The following is a 15849-nucleotide window of genomic DNA, read 5'->3' on the forward strand; positions in this document are numbered from 1 at the left end:
GACCCGAACTCCCTGGTCACCCCGGGGAGGACGGGTCGGCCGGGGCGGGACGGGTGGCGCGGCGGGCGTGGAGGCGGTGCAGGAGGTCGGTGCCGCCCCGGCCGAAGTGGTCGTGCAGGGCGCGGTAGTCGGCGTACAGGTCGTCGTAGGCGTCGGTGCGGGCCCGGTCCGGGTGGACCGTCTCGCGGTGTGCCGCGCCCATGGCCGCCGAGGCGCGCTCCACGTCCGGGTACACGCCGGCGGCGACCGCCGCGTGGATCGCCGCGCCCAGCGCGGCCGGGTGCGCGGCGGCCAGCACGTGCAGCGGGCGGCGCAGCACGTCGGCGTAGACGCGCAGCAGCAACCGGTTCGCGGTGAGACCGCCGGCCACGGTCAGCTCGTCCACGGCCAGCCCGGCGGACCCGAACGCCTCGAGCACGGTGCGGGCGCCGAACGCGGTCGCCTCCAGCAGCGCCCGCCAGATGTCCTCCGGCCGGGTGGCCAGCGTGAGCCCGACCAGCACGCCGCTCAGCTCGTGGTCCATCAACACCGAACGGTTGCCGCTGTGCCAGTCCAGCGCCAGCAGCCCGTGCCCGCCGACCGGCTGGTCGGCGGCGAGCGCGTCCAGCAGGTCCTGCGGCGACAGGCCGCGCCGGGCGGCCTCCTCGGCGTACGCGGCGGGCAGCCCGCGCTCGACGTACCAGGCGAAGATGTCGCCGACCCCGCTCTGCCCGGCCTCGTAGCCCCAGTGGCCGGCGGTCACCCCGTCCGCGACCACCCCGCAGACGCCGGGCACCTCGTGGCGGTGCTCCGCGTTCAGGATCAGGCAGGTGCTGGTGCCGAGCACGGCGAGCATCCGGCCGGGCGTGACCGTCCGGGCCGCCGCCGCGGTCACGTGCGCGTCGATGGCCCCGGCTGCGACCGGGACGCCGGTGGGCAGGCCGGTCCAGCCGGCCGCCTCCTCGGTCAGCAGGCCCGCGCGGGCGGCCGGTGGCAGCAGCGGGCCGTGGTCCAGCTTCGCCAGCAGGCCGGGCAGCTCCGGGTGCAGCGCGGCGAGGAAGCCGGCGTCCGGGTCGCGGCCGTCCTGCCGCAGCCCCTTGAACCCGGCGGCGGAGGCGTTGCGGGTGGCCCGCCCGCACAGCCGTCGGACCAGCCAGTCCGCCGTCTCCACCCAGTGTCGGGCCCGGTGGAACACGACCGGGTCCTCCTCCAGCACCTCCAGTGCCTTGGCCAGCTGCCACTCGGCGGACACCCGGCCGCCGTAGCGGGCCAGCCAGCTCTCGCCGCGCGCCTCGGCCAGGGCGGTGATCCGCTCGGCCTGCCGCTGGGCGGCGTGGTGCTTCCAGAGCTTCGGCCAGGCGTGCGGCCGGTCCCGCAGGTCGGGCAGCTCGGCGAGCGGGGTGCCGTCGGCCAGGGTGGGCAGCACCGTGCACGAGGTGGCGTCCACCCCGACGCCGACCACCTCGGCCGGATCGATCCCGGCGGCACGGACGGCGGCGGGCACGGCGGTCCGCAGCACCTCCACGTGGTCGGCCGGGTCCTGCAGCGCCCAGCCGGGCGGCAGCGCCGGCCCGCCCGGGAGCCGCTCGGTCAGCACCCCGTGCCGGTAGGCGTGCACCGCGCTTCCCCGCTCGGCGCCGTCGACCACGTCGACCACCACGGCCCGCCCGGAGAGCGTGCCCAGGTCCACCCCGACCACGTAGCGACCCACCGCTGCTCCCTCCCCTGCCGGCGGGGAGACGCTACCGGGTCAGCGCAGCGGGCGCTTGAGATGGTAGCGGTGCACCTCGGTGCTGCCCTGCACGTTGTTCACGTCCTCGGCGGCGGAGACCAGCTCCCAGCCCTCGCGGCCGACCCGGTTGAGGTGGGCGATCGCGGTGTCGCCGTACGCGGTCACGTCGGATCGCGAGCCGTCCGGGCCGTACCAGACGAACGTGACGTGGAAATTGCGGCCCTGCCCCTGATAGCGACGGACCAGCAACGCGTACTCCCAGGCAACCATCCGTCCATTATCAACGGACCGCACCGCGGCGGGGAACACGGGTGGTGCCGGAACGGCGACAGTGCGCCGTCACACCGGCGCGCCCACGCCGGCCGTCACGTCGCCGACCAGCGCGGCGAGCCGGTCCAGGCCCAGGTCGATCTGCGCCGGCGTGACCGCGCTCACCGACAGGCGCAGCGCGCGCACCGGCGTGCCGGCGTCGTAGAAGTGCGCCATCGGCGTCCAGAGCACGCCGTACTCGCGGGCCGAGCGGTGCAGCAGCGCGTCGTCCACCGGGAACGGCACGGTGACCACCACGAAGAAGCCGCCGGCCGGCACGGTCCAGCGCACCGGCCCGCCAGCCGGGAAGCGCCGCGCCAGGCCGTCGACCAGGTGACCCAGGTTGCGGGCGTACGCGGACCGCTCCCGCACGTTGGCGGCCGCCAGCGAGCAGTCGTGCGCCAGCAGCGCGCCCCCGATCACCGCCTGGCTGATCGGCGAGGTGTTCACCGTGACCATGCTCTTGATCTTCGCGAGCTGGTCGGCGAGCGGGCCGACCGTGCCGTCGGAGCCGCCCACCCGCTGGTCGGCGACCACGTAGCCGACCCGCGCGCCGGGCAGCACGGTCTTGGCGAACGAGCCGAGGTAGACCACCCGCCGCGCGGTGTCCAGCGCCTTGAGCGTCGGCCGCCGGTCCGTGCCGGCCGCCGGGAACAGGCCGTACGGGTTGTCCTCGATCAGCAGCAAGTCCTCGGCGGCGGCCAGGTCCAGCAGTCGGCGGCGGTGCGCGGTGTCCATGCTGACCCCGGACGGGTTGGCGAAGTCCGGCATCACGTAGCAGGCCCGGGGCCGCAGCCCTTCGGCGCGGGCCCGGCGCACCCCGGCGCGCAGGTCGGCCAGGTCCACCCCGTCCGGCCCGCCGGCCACCGGGCGCACCGGCAGGTCGACCAGGCGGGCCGCGCCGGTGAGCCCGACGTACGTGGGCGCGACCGCGAACAGCACGTCGGCCGGGTCGGCCCGCAGCGCGCGCAGCACCAGGAACATGGCCTCCTGGCAGCCGACCGTCACCACGATCGTCTCCGGGTCGACGCTCATCCGCTCGTCCACGGCCAGGTGCCGGGCGATCAGGTGGTGCACGATCCCCTTGGTCCGCCCGTACTGCAACAGCGTGCGGTCGACCTGCGCCCGGTCCAGGCCGAGGTCGTCGGCGAGGTGCCGGCGGAACCGGTCCAGGTGCGCGTGCAGCAGCGCCGAGTCGAAGAACTCCTCGTAGGGCCGGCCGGCGGCCAGCGACACCGCCTCCGGGTAGTGCTGCGCCACCTCGTTGAGGAAGTTCATCGAGTTCAGCGCGGGGTCGTCGACGCTGCCGTGCAGCGTCGTGACGGCCAGGTCCACCGGCTCCACGTCAGCCTCCGATCCGGGTGCGCAGCCGCCGGGCCGCGACCGGGTCCGGGCAGCCGCTGAGGATGAGGGCGTCGCGCAGCTCGGCCGCGAGCAGCGCCAGGGCGGCCTCGGCGCCGGCCCGGCCGCCGGCTGCGAGCGCCCACAGCAGCGGCCGGCCGACCAGCACACCGGTGGCGCCGAGGGCGAGCGCCCGCAGCACGTCGGTGCCGCTGCGGATGCCGCTGTCCAGCATTACCGCGCATCGCTCCGCCACCGCGTCGACGACCTCCGGCAGCACAGTGGCGGTGGCCGGGGCGGCGTCGAGCTGCCGGCCGCCGTGGTTGGAGACCACCACCGCGTCCACGCCGGCGTCCGCCGCGCGGACCGCGTCGCGCGCGTCCAGGATGCCCTTGACCAGCAACGGCACCGGGGTACGCGCCCGCAGCCAGGCCAGGTCGGCCCAGCTCAGCGCCGGGGCGAAGACCGCGCCGGTGTGCGCCTTCACCGCGGACACGCCGGGGGTGCCCTGGTGGGCCAGGTCGTCCCGGTCGCCGGGCAGGTTGGCGGCGGTGACGTGCGGCGGCAGCGCGAAGCCGTTGCGGGCGTCGCGCAGCCGGCGGCCGAGCACCGGCACGTCCACGGTCACCATCAGCGCCGCGCAGCCGGCGGCCGCCGCCCGGTCCAGCAGGTCGGCGACCAGACCCCGGTCGCGCAGCCAGTAGAGCTGGAACCAGACCGTCGCGCCGGTGGCGGCGATCTCCTCGATCGACGTGCTGGACAGCGTGCTGGCCACGTAGGGCACGCCCGCCGCGCGGGCCGCCGCCGCGAGCGCCGGCTCGCCGTCGGGGTGCAGCAACCGCTGGTACGCCATCGGCGCGACCGCCACCGGCAGCGCGGCCCGGCCGCCCGGCAGCGCCGCCCCGGTGGACGGGTCGTCCACGCCGGCCAGCATCCGGGGCAGCACCGCCACCCGGTCCAGCGCGGCCCGGTTCGCGGCCAGCGCGGTCTCGGTGCCGCTGCCGCCGTCGACGAAGTCCCACACGTCGGCCGGCAGCGCCGCCCGGGCCATCGCGGCGAAGTCGGCCAGGCTGACCGGCGGCACGAACGAACCGGACTCAGCCATGCTCGGTCCCGACGCTCGCCGCAGCCGGCGCCGGGTCGGGGCCGAACCGCTCGCGCAGGAACGCGGCGGCCCGTTCCTGGGCCTCGCGGCCGGCGTCGAACACGCCGGGCATGGCGAAGAAGCCGTGCACCATGCCCGGGTAGTCGGCCGTCTCGGTGGGCACGCCGGCCTCCCGCAGCCGCTCGGCGTACCGCCGGCCCTCGGCGCGCAGCGGATCGTGCCCGGCGGTGACCACGAGCGCCGGGGGCAGTCCGGACAGGTTCTCGGCGAGCAGCGGCGAGGCGAGCGGGTGGGCCGCGTCGCCGGGGTCGGCGAGGTAGTGGTCCCGGTACCACCGCACCGAGTGCCGGTTGAACAGCAGCGGGTCCTCGTCGTCGGTCGGGCGCTCGCCGGGGCGTTGGTCGGTGTTCGGGTAGACCAGCACCTGGGCGGCGAGCCGGGGACCGCCGTCGGCGCGGGCCAGCAGCGTCACCGCGGCGGCCAGGTTGCCGCCGGCGCTGTCGCCGCCGACCGCGAGCCGGTCCGGGTCGACGCGGAACTCGTCGGCCCGCGCGGCGACGTGGCGCAGCCCGGCGTGGCAGTCCTCCACCGCGGCCGGGAACGGGTGTTCCGGGGCGAGCCGGTAGCCGACGGTCACGGTCTGGCAGCCGGCCAGGTTGACCAGGCGGCGGCAGATCCCGTCGGCGGTGTCCACGCTGCCGAGCGTCCAGCCACCGCCGAAGAACCAGACCAGCGTGGGCAGCGGGCCGTCGCCGGGCGGCCGGTGGATCCGCACCGGCAGCGGCCCGCCCGGGCCGGGCACGTGCGTGTCGCGTACCTCGGCGACCGGCTCGACCGCGCCGGAGCCGGCGCGGATCGCGGCGAGGTCGGCGGCGCGGGCCTCGGCGAGGGTCTGGGTGTAGAGCGGCGCGGTGCCGGTGGCGGCGCGCGCGGCCCGCCACGCGAGGACCTGCGGGTCGAGCGTCATCCGGCCTCCCCGGTGGTGACGAAGAGCTTGTCGATGCCGCGCAGGAACAGGCTCCCGCTGTAGGTCCAGGGCTGGGTGACGGCGAGGCGGGGGAACCGGGCGAACAGGCGGGGCAGCGCGATCCGTCCCTCCAGCCGGGACACCGCCGAGCCGAGGCAGAAGTGCAGCCCGACGCCGAACGCCAGCGACGGCGGCCCGGCGCGGCGCGGATCGAAGCGGTCCGGGTCGGGGAACCGGGCCGGGTCCCGGTTGGCGGCGGCGATCAGCAGCAGCACGTTGTCGTCGCGCGCGATCGGAACGCCGTCCACGTCGGTGTCGGCGGGCGCGGAGCGGGCCAGGAAGTGCACCGGACTCTCCATCCGCAGCACCTCGTCCACGCAGCCGCGGGCCAGCGCGTCGTCGCCGGGCAGCGCGGCGGTCACCTCGGGGTGGTCCAGCAGCAGCGGCAGCCCGTTGCTGAACATGTAGACGGTGGTGACGAAGCTGGCGTTGAACAGCACAATCAGGTTGCTGATCAGCTCGTCCTCGGTGAGGTCGACGTCGCCCGCGTCGAGCACCTCGACCAGCCCGCTGATCAGGTCGGTGGCGGGTGAGCGGCGACGGTGGGCGATCAGGTCCCGGTAGTAGACCCGCAGCTCCTCGGCGGCCTGGTTGGCCCGGGCCAGCCGCTCCGGCGTCTTGCCGGAGACGTCCATGTACTCGTCGATCCAGTCGACCCGCTGCCGGTACCAGGCCAGGTCCGTCGCCGGCAGGCCGACGAACTCGGCCATCACCAGGGCCGGGACCGGGTACGCGAAGTCGGCGACGAAGTCGACCTCGGCGCCGTGCCCGCCGGCCTCGGCCATCCGGTCCAGCCGCTCCTCCACGATCCGCACCACCACCGGCTCCAGCGCGCCGAGCCGGCGCGGCGTGAAGGTCCTCGCGAAGACGGCCCGCATCCGGGTGTGGTCCGGCGGGTTGACGAACATCATCGAGGTGAGGAAGGTGCGCAGGATCTCCTGCTCCTCCCAGCCCGGCGGGAGGCCCTTGTACCAGTCGGGATCGCGCAGGATCCGGTCCACCACGTCGTAGCCGCCGGCGACGGCGGTCACGGTGCTGTGCTCGGCCCGGACGGGAATGTGGTTGATCGGCCCGTGCGCGTGCAGGGCCGCGTAGAAGGGATAGGGGTTCTGCCGGCCCTGCTCGCTGTACAGGCCGGTGAGGATCTCGCTGACGTCCACGACGGTCGTTCCTCCCCAGGAATGGCGGCGGGGGCGGCCGCCGTGCCGACGCCGCCCCCGCCCGGTGTCACAGCCCGAGCAGCCGCAACGGGACGGCGTTCGCCATCGCCCGCGCGCCCGCGTCGTTCGGGTGGATGTGGTCCCCGGCGTCGTACGCCGGCAGCAGCCGGCTCGGCCGTGCCGGGTCCCGCAGCACGGCGTCGAAGTCGAGCACGCCGTCGAACTCGGCCCGCCCGGCACCACGCAGCCAGGTGTTGACCGCGTTGCGGGTGGCGTCCTTCTCCTCGGTCCACACCCCCGGCCCGCCGTTGCCCTCGTACGGCGTGATCGTGCCGACCAGGCTGGTCAGGCCGCGGGCCTTGACCTGCTGGTTGAGCTGTCGCAGCGAGGCGATGATCGCCTCCGCGCTGTCGCCGCTCATCCAGATGTCGTTGATGCCCAGGTGGGTGATGACGGTGCGCACCCCGGTCTGCGGGAACACGTCCTCGTTGAGTCGGGCCAACGCGTTCGGGCCCAGCTCGTAGTAGCCGGGGAAGCCGCCCGCGCCGGGCTCGGTGCCCTCGTGGTTGAGCCGGTTGCCGGCCAGGCTGAGGTTGAGCACCCCCGGGGTGCGGACCTCCGGACGCGCGTCGATCAGGCGCTCGGCGAGCAGGTCCGGCCACCGCTGGTCGGTGTTGACCGTGCTGCCGTTGCCGTCGCCGATGGAGTCGCCGAGCACCACCACCGAGCCCGGGGTGGCCCGCCGCTCGACGTCGATGCCGGAGAGGAACATCCAGCAGCAGTTGGGCTTGATGGTGAATCCGGCGCCGCCCGGGGTCGTGGTCAGGTCGGTCGCGCCGATGAAGTTGGTGACGCGGGACTGGCCGTGGAACGTGACCGGGCCGGTGAGCACCGGGAAGTACAGGGTGACCACCAGGTCCTCCTGCTCGGCCACCGGATAGGGCAGCGGGTCGCTGAGCAGTTCCGCGCCCTTGTTGATGGTCGCCGACGTGCCGCCGGAGAACCGCAGCTCGCGGACGCTGGCCGGGTCGACGTCGGACAGGTCGTCGGTGGTGGCGGTGTTCGGCCGGGCGATCGTCGCGTGGCCCACCTTCACCGCCTGCTCGCCGTAGAGGTTGGTGAGCCGGACCCGCAGCCGGGGACCGCCCACCGTGGTCTGCACGGTCATCCGGATGCTCTGGTCGTTCAGGCCGGTGTTGGTCAGCCCCACGGTGTTGCCGCGGGTCACCGCCGCGGCCCAGCTCCCGGCCCACTCCGCGCGCCCGTGCCCGGCGCGGTCGGTGTCGGTGGGGCCGGCGCTCGCGGTCACCGCCGGGGTGCCGGCGAGCAGCAGCGTTGCGGCGGAAGCTATGACGTGCCATCTCTTCGGGGTCGGCATCGATCCTCCATGGTCGGCAGCCCCGGGCGTGGCGCGGTCGGCGTCACCGCCCGGTCGATGGACGGGAAACTAGCCGTCTGCGATGACGAGCGTCAATCAACCTGATCGACCTGATCAAATGCCCGGGGGGCGCGAGCCGACGCCGATCGGCTCTGTCCGCCGTGGACCGCCGATGCCTAGGCTCGGAACCGGCGGCGGTGCGGTCGCCGACTTTGGCACCTGCCGTCGTATCCCGGCTCCGACCTGCCCGGACGCCGTTCGCGGACCACGATGGGGGCTGCCATGACCGACCGCCCGAACTACGTGCACGAGGCGCTGGACCTGTTCGCCGGATTCGGTGATCGGGAGGCGCTGGTGGCGGGCGACCGCCGGTTGACCTACACCCAGGTCGCCGCCGAGGTGCGCGCCCTGGCCGCCGCGCTGCGCCGGCACGGCGTACGGCCGGGCGCGGCGGTGCTGGTGATGCTCGGCAACACGCTCGAGGGGCCGCTGCTGCAACTCGCGCTGCACCTGCTCGGCTGCCGCAGCATGTGGATCGCCCCGGTCACCTCCCGCCGCGAGATCGACGAGTTCGTCGCGCTGGCCGAACCGGAGGTCTTCGTGCACGACCCGCGCGACCCGCTGGGCGGGCAGCTCGCCGCGGGCCTGGCCGGCGTACCGGTGCTCTGCCTCGGGCCGGGCGGCGCCGGGCCGGACCTGACCGCCGGCGGCGCGGAGCCGGCGCCGCCGCCGGCCGACGTGCCCGCGCCGGAGTCGTTCCTGCAGACCAGCGGCACCACCGGCACGCCGAAGCTGGTGCACCACCGGGAGAGCTTCTACCGGCAGGTGCTCGCGCTGGCCGCCGACTTCCGGGGCGCCGGGTTCCCGCTGCTGCGACACCTGTCGCACTCGCCGATGTGGCTGGCCAGCGGCCAGATCACCACGTTGTTCAACCTGTTCACCGGCGGGGTGCTGTTCCTGCGCGAGCGGTGGGACCCGGCCGCGTTCGTCGCCACCGTGGACGCCGAGCGGCTCACCTCCACGTTCGTCACCCCGCCGATGCTCTACGAGGTGCTCGACCACCCCGACCTGCCGGGTGCCGACTTCTCCGCGATGTTCATGTTCAACGTGGGCGCCGGGCCGGCCGCGCCGGCCCGGCTGCGTCAGGCGATCGCCCGGTTCGGCCCGTGCCTGCGGATCGTCTACGGGCTCAGCGAGGCGGTGGTCATCTGCGCGCTGCCCGGGCTCACCGAGGACCCGGAGCATCCGGAGCGGCTGCGGTCCTGCGGCCGGCCGTACGGGGACGTGACGGTGCAGATCCGGGACGCCGACGGGCGGGTGCTGCCGGCCGGCGTCGACGGCGAGGTGTGGGTGCGCACGAAGCTCAGCTTCGCCGGCTACCACGGGCAGCCCGAGCTGACCGCCGAGTCGCTCGTCGACGGCTGGGTGCGCACCCGGGACATCGGCCACCTCGACGCCGACGGGTTCCTCTACCTGGTCGACCGGCTGCAGGACCGGATCCTCACCCGGCAGCGCAGCTGGCCGATCTACTCCCGCCCGATCGAGGACGTGCTCGCCGGCCACCCCGAGGTCCGCGCCGCCGCGGTGATCGGCGTGCCGGACCCGGTGGCCGGGGAACTGCCCCACGCGTACGTGGTGCCCGCGCCGGACGCGACCGTCACCGGCGACGAGCTGATCGCGTTGGTGACCCGGGAACTGAGCGGGACGTGGGCGCCGGGCGCGGTGGAGTTCGTCGACGCACTGCCGCTGAACCGGTCCGCGAAGGTCGACAAACGGGCGTTGCGGGCCCGGTACGCCGCCGCGCACCCGGCCGACACCGACTCGGTGGGGACCTCGGCGTGAACCCGCGCCGGGAGTTGTACACCCTGGTCGGCGCCGACCTGCTGTCCAACCTCGGCACCCGGATCTCGGTGGTCGCCATCCCCTGGCTGGTGCTGGAGACCACCGGCAGCCCCACCCGGATGGGCCTGGTCGCGGCCGCGGAGACGCTGCCGTACATGCTCTCCAGCGCGCTGGCCACCCCGTGGGCGGACCGGTTCGGGGTACGCCGTACCTCCGTCGTCGTGGACGCCGCGAGCGCCGCCGCGATGGCGGTGGTGGCGTTGGCGCCCTGGCTGGGGTTCGGCACGCTGCTGGTGCTGGTGGCCGTCGCGGGCGGGCTTCGCGGCATCGGCGACCGGGTCAAGCACGTGCTGTTCAAGCCGGCCGCGGAGCGGGCCGGGGTGCCGTTGATCCGGCTCACCTCCGCCTACGACGGGCTGGCCCGGGGCATGACGCTGTTCGGCGCGGTGCTGGGCGGGCTGCTCATCGACTGGGTGGGGCTGACCCGGGCGATCTGGATCGACGCGGCCACGTTCGCGGTGTGCGCGCTGCTGATCGGGCTGCTGGTCCGGCCGCCGGCGCCGGCGCACCCGGCGCCCCGGGAGCGTTATCTGCGGGCGCTGCGCGGCGGCTTCGCGTACCTGCGCACCGATCGGACGCTGCTGACCATGCTGATCGTGGTGTCGGCGTCCAACATGTTCGCCAACGCCAGCGTCGCGGTCTGGATTCCGCTCTGGGTGAGTGAGGTGCTCGGCGACCCGGCCGGGTTCGGGCTGCTGCTGGGGGTGTTCTCCGCCGGCGCGCTGCTGGGCAACCTGCTGTTCACCGTGCTCGGCACGCGGTTGCCGGGGCAGGCCGTGTTCGCGCTGGGGCTGGCGCTCAGCGGCACGCCCCGGCTGCTCGCCCTGGCGCTCAGCGACGACCTGGTCGTGGTGCTGGTGGTGACGTTCCTGTCCGGCATCGGGATCGCGGCGGTGAACCCGCTGCTCGGCGCGGCGCTCTACCAGCGGGTGCCGGAGGCGTTGCAGACCCGGGTGTTGGGCATCTCCGGCTCGGTGGCCTTCCTGGGCCTGCCGGTCGGCGCGTTGCTCGGCGGCTGGTCGGTGGCGGCGCTCGGGCTGCACCGGGCGCTGCTGGTGATGGCGGTGGCCTGCCTGGTGCTCACCGTGGTGCCGCTGCTGTTCACCCGCTCGTCGACCGACCGCCCGGCGTCGGAGCCGGTCGCGGCCACGCCGGCCTGAGCGACGGTGTCGGTGGGTGGGCGTAGGGTCGGCCCATGGCGAGCTGGGACGACGTCCGGCGGGTCGCGCTGGCCCTGCCCGAGACCACCGAGCGCGGGTCCTACGACGACCTGCCGGCGTGGCGGGTGCGCGACAAGATGTTCGCCTGGGAACGGCCGCTGCGCCGCGCCGACCTCGACGCGCTCGGCGACGCCGCACCCGACGGGCCGATCCTCGCCGCCCGGGTGCCCGACCTGGGCGCCAAGGAGGCGCTGCTCGCCGACGACCCGGCGGTCTACTTCACCGTGCCCCACCTCGACGGCTACCCGGCGGTGCTGGTGCGGCTCGACCGGATCGGGGCGGTCGAGCTGACCGAGCTGCTCACCGAGGCGTGGTATGCCCGCGCCCCGAAGCGACTCGCCGCCGGCCACCGGGCCGGCGCCTGACGGTCTTCCTCCGGCGCGTCGGCTCGGCTAGCCTGCCGGGCATGCCATCGACGCTGACCGAGGCGACGGACCCGTGGTGCCTGCGCCCCGGTGAGGCCGGCGAGCTGTTGCGCGGGCATCCGTGGCACCGGTTCGTGGTGCTGGGCGACAGCGTCGCGGAGGGGCTCTGCGAGCCGGTCGACGGCTACCCGGACGTCCAGTGGGCCGACCGGATCGCGGCCGAGCTACGCGGGGTGCGGCCCGATCTGGCATACCTGAACCTGGGTCGGCGTGGGCTACGCGCGCACGAGGTACGGGCCACTCAACTGACCGACGCGCTGGCCTTCGGCCCGGACCTGGCGCTGGTGGTGTGCGGCGGCAACGACGCGTTCCGGCCCGGCTACGACCCGGACGCGGTCGACGCCGAACTGTCCGCGATGGTCACCGCGTTGCGCGACGCCGGGGCGGACGTGATCACGGTGGGCATGTTCGACGTGTCGCACAGCCCGGCCGTGCCGGACGCGCTGCGGGCCGGCCTGGGCGAGCGGATGCGCCGGCTGTCCACGCACACCCGCGCGGTGGCGCAGCGCCTCGGCACGTTGCACGTGCACCTGACCGACCATCCGCTGGTCGCGGACCCGTCGCTCTACAGCGGCGACGGCCGGCACGGCAGCGCCCGTAGCGACGCGGTCGCGACCGCCGAGACGCTGCGCGTCCTCGCCACCCGCGACACCTCCCGGCCACCCGCCGGCGACGATCTCCGGCACGGACCGACCCCCGCCGCATAGCCGGCCCCACCGGCCCGCCCCGGCCCGACGCCGTCCGTGGCGCGGCTCTGCGCGCCGGTCGGGTCCGGACGTGAGCGGCTCAGGCGCGCCGCTCAGGCGGCGCGGCTCAGGCGGCGCGGCTCAGGCGGCGCGGCTCAGGCGACGCGCTCAGGCGGCGCGGCTCACGGCGCGGCTCAGGCGTGCGGCTCAGGCGTGCGGCTCAGGCGTGCGGCTCAGGCGTGCGGCTCACGGCGCGGTCGGGCCGGCGACTCCGGCACGGGCCGGGTTCGCGCGAGCACACGCGCCGGGCCCGGCCGGGCTGGACGACTCCCGGAGCCTGTGGCGGAGGCTGATCACCTGCGAGTGCCTCTCGAGCTGATATCACCAACGACTCACCAACGACTCACCGACGCCGTCGCCGGGATCCGCCCGTGGCCGGCACGCTCTGAGTCGTTTCTGATATCAGCTCGAAAGGCAGTGGAAACGCATCGCGTTGCCCGACGCGAACGCCACCACCGAGACCGGACACGGCCAGGCGCGGCCGGGCACACCAGGAACCGCCCCCTCGAAAGACAGTCGAAGACGCGTCACGCCGCCCCACCCGAACGCCACCACCGAGACCGGACACGACCAGGCGCGGCCGGGCACACCAGGAACCGCCCGTCGGTGGCCGGCAGGGCACCTCAGGGCCGGTCGGCGGTCAGGAGGCCGGTGAGCAGCGCGCGCAGCGTGCGGGCGAACAGGTCGTCCCCGGGCGGCAGGGCCGGCGCGGGGGCGGCGAACGCCGCCGCCAGGTGCGGGTAGTCCGCCAGGTCGACGTGGTCGAACGTCACCGTGCCGGTGGCCGCCGCGCTGCGGGCGAAGAGCGAGACCACGCCGGTGACCATGGCGATCGCTTCGAACTTCGCGGCGACGCCGGCCGGCACCGGCGCCAGGATGCGCAGGCAGGCGTCGAAGTAGGCGAGCGTGTTCGGCCCGGGCACCGCCGGTCGGGCGAGCGCGTCCGGCAGCCACGGGTGGCGACGGTGCAGCGCGAGTTGGCGGCGGGCCAGCAGGAGGAACTGGTCGGTCCAGCTCCCGTCGTCGGTCGGGTACGGCCGCAACTCTCCCACGCACCGGTCGACCATCAGGTCCAGCAGGTCGTCGCGGGAGGACAGGTGCCGGTAGAGCGAGCCGGCGGCCATGCCCAGCGCGCCGGCCACCGCGCGCATCGACACGGCGTCCAGCCCGCCGGCGTCGGCCAGCGCGACCGCGGCGGCGGCGATCTCGTCCCGGCCGTGCGTCGGGGTCGGGCCGCGGGTGCCGCGCCGGGGCCGGGACCAGATCGACCCTCCGGTGGATGCGTCGCTCACCCTCCCACTGTAAACTGCAAACGACGTTCGCAGTTTGCCGGGCGGAGAGGGGACAGTCATGCACCGGATCACGGCGCCGGACGGCGCGGGCATCGTCGTGCACTCCACGGGCACCGGGCCGGGGCTCGTGGTGGTGCACGGCGGCGGGGTGACGATCGCGGAGTACCGTCGCCTCGCCGCCCGGCTCGCCGACCGGTTCACCGTGCACCTGTACAACCGGCGAGGTCGGGCGGACGCGCCGCCACGGCGCGAGCCGTACACGGTGGAGCAGGAGATCGACGACCTCGGCGCGGTGCTCGCGCACACCGGCACCCGCTGGGCGATCGGGCACAGCTACGGCGCGTTCGTGGTGCTGCGCGCCGCGTTGCGGCTGCCGCTGGAGCGGATCGCGGTCTACGACGCCCCGCTGCGACTCGACGGCCACGGCATGTCGACGGCGTTCCTGGATCCGGCCGACGCCGCCGTCCGGGCCGGCGACACCGCCCGCGCCCTGGCGATCGTGGCCGCCGCCGTCAACCCGCAGTCCGCCGCGTCCCGGCTTCCGCTGGCGGTGCGCACGGCCCTCACCCGTGCGTTCCTGCGGACCGAGGTCGGCCGGACGATGGGTTCGCTGGTGGGCATGACGCTCGCCGAGTCACGCCAGATCGTGGCCCACGAGGGGCCGGCCGAGCAGTACGCCGGCATCACCGCCGAGACGCTGCTGATCAGCGGCGCCAAGGCCGCACCGTTCTTCACCGAGACCAACGACCTCCTGGCCACCGTCCTCCCCCGGGCCCGCACGCTGCGTGTACCCGGCAGCCCGCACAACGGCATCGCCGTCGCCCCGCCGGCCCTCACCACCCCGCTGGCCGCCTTCTTCACCACCCCGGCCGTCGGCGGGATCAGTCGGTGAGGAGAACGCCGGTCATGAGGACACCCCGGGCCAGGTTGAGCACGCCCTCGCAACCGGGATAGCCGACCCGGGCCAGCGCACCGGAGCCGGTGCGCCCGAACAGGTAGGGGGCGAGGCTCCAGGGCACCTCGGCGGTGACCGTCTCCCCGGTCTCGATCTGCACGAAGTCCATCGCCACCCGGTCCGCCTCGTGATAGCGCTGCAGGATGTTGCCGCCCGCGTCGATCGCGGCGCGCACCCCGTCCTCCCAGGCCACCGCGCTCATCTCCCGGCCGATCAGCACCCCGTGCCCGGCCGAGCCGCCGGCCGGCTTGGCGACCAGGTCGGCCTGCCCGGCCAGCGCCCGGTCGAGCTGGTCGGCGGTGAGCGCGACGGTGTGCGGCACGTAACGGCGGATCAGCGCCCGGTCCGGCTCCGGCAGCAGGTCGAGGTCGGCCCAGAGCCAGGCGTAGTTGAGCTTGTTGCTGAGCAGCCAGGCCGCGCTGCTGACGAACATCGGCAGTGTCCCGGCGGCCAGCGCGCCGGCCACCGCGTCCAGGCCGGCGCTGGGCGTGACCCGGTTCGGCACGAACAACCGGAACAGCGCGTCCACCGGCGCGCCGCCGACGACGAGCCGACTCTCCTCGTCCAGCGTGGCGGTGGCGAGCGGGGCGATGACCAGGTCGATGCCGAACGGCCGGGCCTGGTCGACCAGCGGCGAGAGGATACGGATGAACGTCTCCGGGTCGTCCAGCCCGGGATAGTCCGCCTCGAAGTCCATCAGCAGCGCCACCCGGGCGCCCTCGGGCAGGCCGAGCGTGTCCCGGATCGCCACGAACCGCTGGTCCAGCAGGGACGGCGCGGGCCGCAGGCCGTCGAGCAGGTCGCGCGAGCGGTACAGCTCCGCGTAGCGCTGGATCACCGTGTCGGCGTCGAAGCCGCCGCCGAGGCTGCTGTCGATGTTGTACTCCACGATGCACGGCACGCCGCCGGAGAAGAGCACGTCCGGGCGGTACGCGGCGAGCAGCCCGTCGTGCAGCGCCTCGTCCGGGTCGAGCAGGCGGGTCTCCCCCTCCGGCACGTCGAGCAGCCGGCGCAGCTCACCGGCGGTGCCGGCGCGGCGCCGGCACGCCTCCAGGATGAGCTGGGCGATCCGGTCGCAGACCTCGTTCAGCTCGCCGAACGCGTCCGCGGTGAGCACCGGCGGGCGGGCCAGCCGCCACTGCCTGTTGTAGGTGGCCCGACCGTGGAAGATCTTCTCCCACGTCTCGGCGCCGGCCGCCACCATCGCCGCGCGGGTGGACTCGGGCAGGTCGGTCCACGCCTGGCCGAGCGGCGGCCACGGGTAGTTCGGGTCCATGG

Annotated in this window: 14 protein-coding genes; 5 read left to right on the top strand and 9 right to left on the bottom strand. The window is 75.0% G+C overall.

The features are described 5' to 3' along the window. Nucleotides 1-16: 16 nt before the first annotated feature. The 7 genes from ACN27B_RS26670 to ACN27B_RS26700 form a co-directional block, all read right to left on the bottom strand. On the bottom strand, nt 17-1690 hold the full coding sequence (locus ACN27B_RS26670) for a ribulokinase (protein ID WP_422741830.1): 1674 nt from the start codon (nt 1688-1690) through the stop codon (nt 17-19). A gap of 39 nt (nt 1691-1729) precedes the next feature. Further along, complete coding sequence (locus ACN27B_RS26675; protein ID WP_091574162.1) at nt 1730-1981, bottom strand: hypothetical protein; 252 nt, start codon at nt 1979-1981, stop codon at nt 1730-1732. A gap of 69 nt (nt 1982-2050) precedes the next feature. Beyond that, nucleotides 2051-3364 (bottom strand): PLP-dependent aminotransferase family protein, encoded by a 1314-nt coding sequence (locus ACN27B_RS26680; protein ID WP_422741832.1) that lies wholly within the window; start codon nt 3362-3364, stop codon nt 2051-2053. Between the two features lies 1 nt (nt 3365). Further along, nucleotides 3366-4466 carry an alpha-hydroxy acid oxidase gene (locus ACN27B_RS26685; protein WP_422741834.1) on the bottom strand — a complete coding sequence of 367 codons (1101 nt, stop codon included), beginning with the start codon at nt 4464-4466 and terminating at the stop codon, nt 3366-3368. Continuing rightward, a complete protein-coding gene (locus ACN27B_RS26690; protein ID WP_422741836.1) occupies nt 4459-5433 on the bottom strand; it encodes an alpha/beta hydrolase in 975 nt (324 codons plus the stop codon). Before ACN27B_RS26690 ends, ACN27B_RS26685 begins: the two co-directional genes overlap by 8 nt. Further along, nucleotides 5430-6653, bottom strand: a complete 1224-nt coding sequence (locus tag ACN27B_RS26695) for a cytochrome P450 (RefSeq protein WP_422741838.1) — start codon at nt 6651-6653, stop codon at nt 5430-5432. Before ACN27B_RS26695 ends, ACN27B_RS26690 begins: the two co-directional genes overlap by 4 nt. Before the next feature lie 67 nt (nt 6654-6720). Then, nucleotides 6721-8004 carry an SGNH/GDSL hydrolase family protein gene (locus tag ACN27B_RS26700; RefSeq protein ID WP_396822741.1) on the bottom strand — a complete coding sequence of 428 codons (1284 nt, stop codon included), beginning with the start codon at nt 8002-8004 and terminating at the stop codon, nt 6721-6723. Nucleotides 8005-8313: 309 nt separating this feature from the next. On the opposite strand from ACN27B_RS26700, the gene ACN27B_RS26705 reads away from it, so the two are divergent. Genes ACN27B_RS26705 through ACN27B_RS26720 form a run of 4 tightly spaced genes read left to right on the top strand, consistent with a single transcriptional unit; the run spans nt 8314 to nt 12285 of the window. Continuing rightward, a complete protein-coding gene (locus tag ACN27B_RS26705) occupies nt 8314-9873 on the top strand; it encodes a class I adenylate-forming enzyme family protein (RefSeq protein ID WP_099160738.1) in 1560 nt (519 codons plus the stop codon). Continuing rightward, the gene (locus ACN27B_RS26710; RefSeq protein WP_396822506.1) at nt 9870-11093 is read left to right on the top strand and encodes an MFS transporter; all 1224 of its coding nucleotides are present in this window, start codon (nt 9870-9872) and stop codon (nt 11091-11093) included. Before ACN27B_RS26705 ends, ACN27B_RS26710 begins: the two co-directional genes overlap by 4 nt. 35 nt (nt 11094-11128) lie before the next feature. After that, nucleotides 11129-11518, top strand: a complete 390-nt coding sequence (locus ACN27B_RS26715) for an MmcQ/YjbR family DNA-binding protein (RefSeq protein WP_422741841.1) — start codon at nt 11129-11131, stop codon at nt 11516-11518. A gap of 41 nt (nt 11519-11559) precedes the next feature. After that, complete coding sequence (locus ACN27B_RS26720) at nt 11560-12285, top strand: SGNH/GDSL hydrolase family protein (protein ID WP_422741843.1); 726 nt, start codon at nt 11560-11562, stop codon at nt 12283-12285. Between the two features lie 662 nt (nt 12286-12947). Here ACN27B_RS26720 and ACN27B_RS26725 read toward each other — a convergent pair. Next, the gene (locus ACN27B_RS26725) at nt 12948-13616 is read right to left on the bottom strand and encodes a TetR/AcrR family transcriptional regulator (protein ID WP_253866378.1); all 669 of its coding nucleotides are present in this window, start codon (nt 13614-13616) and stop codon (nt 12948-12950) included. A 58-nt stretch (nt 13617-13674) separates the two neighbouring features. Here ACN27B_RS26725 and ACN27B_RS26730 point away from each other — a divergent pair, with 58 nt between their 5' ends. Then, a complete protein-coding gene (locus ACN27B_RS26730; RefSeq protein ID WP_422741845.1) occupies nt 13675-14508 on the top strand; it encodes an alpha/beta fold hydrolase in 834 nt (277 codons plus the stop codon). On the opposite strand, the gene ACN27B_RS26735 is transcribed toward ACN27B_RS26730, so the two are convergent. Beyond that, nucleotides 14498-15847: a hypothetical protein gene (locus tag ACN27B_RS26735; RefSeq protein WP_099160733.1), complete on the bottom strand. Its 1350-nt coding sequence runs from the start codon at nt 15845-15847 to the stop codon at nt 14498-14500. The genes ACN27B_RS26730 and ACN27B_RS26735 overlap by 11 nt on opposite strands. Between the last annotated feature and the right edge of the window lie 2 nt (nt 15848-15849).

This window comes from Micromonospora sp. WMMD754, assembly GCF_049315235.1.
Classification (GTDB): Bacteria; Actinomycetota; Actinomycetes; order Mycobacteriales; family Micromonosporaceae; genus Micromonospora; species Micromonospora sediminicola.

What these genes read in the sequence shown, in the direction of transcription:
- ACN27B_RS26715 (WP_422741841.1), top strand. Translation starts at nt 11,129, where the DNA reads ATGGCGAGCTGGGACGACGTCCGGCGGGTCGCGCTGGCCCTGCCCGAG.
- ACN27B_RS26685 (WP_422741834.1), bottom strand. Translation starts at nt 4,466, where the DNA reads ATGGCTGAGTCCGGTTCGTTCGTGCCGCCGGTCAGCCTGGCCGACTTC.
- ACN27B_RS26690 (WP_422741836.1), bottom strand. Translation starts at nt 5,433, where the DNA reads ATGACGCTCGACCCGCAGGTCCTCGCGTGGCGGGCCGCGCGCGCCGCC.
- ACN27B_RS26730 (WP_422741845.1), top strand. Translation starts at nt 13,675, where the DNA reads ATGCACCGGATCACGGCGCCGGACGGCGCGGGCATCGTCGTGCACTCC.
- ACN27B_RS26705 (WP_099160738.1), top strand. Translation starts at nt 8,314, where the DNA reads ATGACCGACCGCCCGAACTACGTGCACGAGGCGCTGGACCTGTTCGCC.
- ACN27B_RS26735 (WP_099160733.1), bottom strand. Translation starts at nt 15,847, where the DNA reads ATGGACCCGAACTACCCGTGGCCGCCGCTCGGCCAGGCGTGGACCGAC.
- ACN27B_RS26675 (WP_091574162.1), bottom strand. Translation starts at nt 1,981, where the DNA reads ATGGTTGCCTGGGAGTACGCGTTGCTGGTCCGTCGCTATCAGGGGCAG.
- ACN27B_RS26720 (WP_422741843.1), top strand. Translation starts at nt 11,560, where the DNA reads ATGCCATCGACGCTGACCGAGGCGACGGACCCGTGGTGCCTGCGCCCC.